The 2,211-nt window shown below is 64.3% G+C and carries 3 protein-coding genes; 2 read left to right on the forward strand and 1 reads right to left on the reverse strand.

The window, feature by feature from the left end; all coding sequences use genetic code 11:
• Nucleotides 1-338: 338 nt before the first annotated feature.
• A complete protein-coding gene (locus tag SFU54_RS00230) occupies nt 339-626 on the forward strand; it encodes a helix-turn-helix domain-containing protein (protein WP_319014318.1) in 288 nt (95 codons plus the stop codon).
• Nucleotides 627-711: 85 nt separating this feature from the next.
• Here SFU54_RS00230 and SFU54_RS00235 read toward each other — a convergent pair whose 3' ends face one another.
• A complete protein-coding gene (locus SFU54_RS00235; RefSeq protein WP_319014319.1) occupies nt 712-1,146 on the reverse strand; it encodes a hypothetical protein in 435 nt (144 codons plus the stop codon).
• Nucleotides 1,147-1,488: 342 nt separating this feature from the next.
• Between SFU54_RS00235 and SFU54_RS00240 the strand changes: the two genes are divergently transcribed.
• On the forward strand, nt 1,489-1,989 hold the full coding sequence (locus SFU54_RS00240) for an Rv3235 family protein (RefSeq protein ID WP_319014320.1): 501 nt from the start codon (nt 1,489-1,491) through the stop codon (nt 1,987-1,989).
• The last annotated feature ends 222 nt before the right edge of the window (nt 1,990-2,211 follow it).

The raw sequence follows: 2,211 nt of genomic DNA on the forward strand, positions 1-2,211 counted from the left end.
CCCAGCGACACCCGACGGACCTCGAGGTCGTCAATCGTGACAAGGTCTCCCGGGGTGAGGAGCCGTGGTGCGACGAGCACATCCTCTCCGGAGTCCGTCGCCGTGACGATCCCCACGACGGCGGCGATTGATGTCGCTACCAACACGAGGCCGACGAACAGTCGGGCGTCCACGGCGCGACGGGGCCGAGAGGGGGCTGAAGAGGGTAGGGCCGTGGTCATTGAACCTCCTGGACTCTGGGCACTCGAGCGCGTCCGATCTTGACGATTCATCGCTGAACGGCGAACCAGTTATCCACACGCAAGGTAGGAGCCGACATCGGGGCGGATAATCGAGCCATGACCGATTCGGCTGGACTTCCTCTCGGCAGGTTTCTCACCGTCGCCGACGTGGCCGACGTGCTCAACGTCACTGCGACGGAGGTCTTGTCTCTTGTTCGCGCGGGCGAGCTGCCGGCGATTCACCTCGGGAGCATCGGCCAATGGCGCATCGACCCCGCCGTGCTCGAGTCGTTTATCGCCGACAAGTACGACGAGAGTCGTCGCATGGGCCTCTGGCATGAGGCGCAGCTTGCCGACGTCGCCGATCTCTTCGGTGAGCGGCGCCGAAGCTCACGCGGCGCCTAGACGTTCTCGCCTCGCGCGACAGCGGGCTGTCGACGCGCCGCATGACTCGAGCGGCGGCGGCTGTCGACGGGCCGCATGCCCTAAGTCACGAGAGCGAGACAAGCAGCACGTTGTCGATGGGAACGATACGAATCTGATGCACGTCATTGGCCCGACGGGCGACGTCACGATCGTGTTCGGCGAGGTCGAAATGGTCACGGCCGACGCGATCGATTGTTCCCGACGTCTCGGCAGATGCGGTTCGCACGGTGATCGTCGCGCGACGCCGACACAGGTCGCGGAGCAAGAAGCCCATGCCCAGGCGCGCCGCTAGCTCAGACCGCTCGACCGCGGGAGCAAGCGATTCAATCGCGTGCGTGGGGGTCACGAGAAGTGCATCAATGGCCGAGAACGGAATGATGCCTTGCTCACGACGAAGAGAGTCGTCAAGGTCTCCGGCGACCCAGTCGCGACCGACCGTGAGTACCCGAAGAGCAATCGTGTCTCCAGAACGCAGTCGGCACCGGATCCGCAGAGCCATCGGGTCAGACGAACTCCGAAGAGCCACGAGGCGTTCCCTCAACGGGAGCCTGCCAACACGGAGCCTCTCTTCCTCGTGATGCAGATCGACCCGCTCCGATTCCAACTCATGCTCGAGTTGACCGGCGAGGTCATCGAAGAGGCTTTCCCAGCGCATGCCGAGACGGTAGCGAGAGCCCCCGACGCTCACGAAGAAGTTCTCCACAGTTCGAGGATTCCTCTTTACGACTGAGGAATGTTTTGGTTGAGTAGTGCCACCCCAATTGGGGTGTACTCATCGGTCTACCGCCCCGGGGGAAGGCGAACGACCACCACGTCTGCCTCAGGGGAGAAGGAGCCGATCGTGACCGCCACCCACTTCGCCGTATCTGCCGCAATTACCGATGAGGTGAGCCTCGGTTCCACCGTGGCGACGCGCGCACTCCAAGCCCCGAGCGGCCGAGGGTCGCGCGCCCGCATCGCCCACGAAGAGTTTTTTGACTTTCAACCGACGTCAACGGCCGACTTGCCCGACCCCCGCCCCCTCGTTGAGAACCTCACGCGGTGTGTGATCGAAATCTTGGCGGGGGCGCGCGACCTTGAGCAGATAGCTCGCTGGGTTACCGACGATGTGTACCGGACGCTGCTTGCGCGTGCCGCGATCAGTGCTCGTGCGCGTGCCGCGCGCGGCGCACCGGTTGTGCGTCCGACATTCTCGGTGGGTGCTCCCCGGCTCACGGAGCCTCGCGACGGGGTCATAGAAGCCGTCGTGATTGTGACGAGCCGCGCGCGCGCTCGCGCGGTCGCCATCCGGCTCGAAGGCCTTGACCGCCGGTGGCGCGCGAGCGCGATCAGCGTTCTCTGATCACGCGATTGTCGTAGCGCCCCTCGCGCGGGTCCCCGCGCCGCACCCTGAAAGCTGGGCGCGAGCAGGCCACAAGTGAGCCCTAGCTGTAACGACCCGGGACGTTGTGAACGTGTGAAGTAGCGAAGACCTCCGGAACGATGTGGGTATCTGACAACTCGCATCGAGACCGGAGGTCTTCGTGGTTCACGCTAATGCCGATCTGACACCGAAAGGGCGTCT

Origin of the sequence: Microcella sp. (assembly GCF_033763155.1) — a bacterium.
In the GTDB taxonomy this organism is placed as follows: domain Bacteria; phylum Actinomycetota; class Actinomycetes; order Actinomycetales; family Microbacteriaceae; genus Microcella.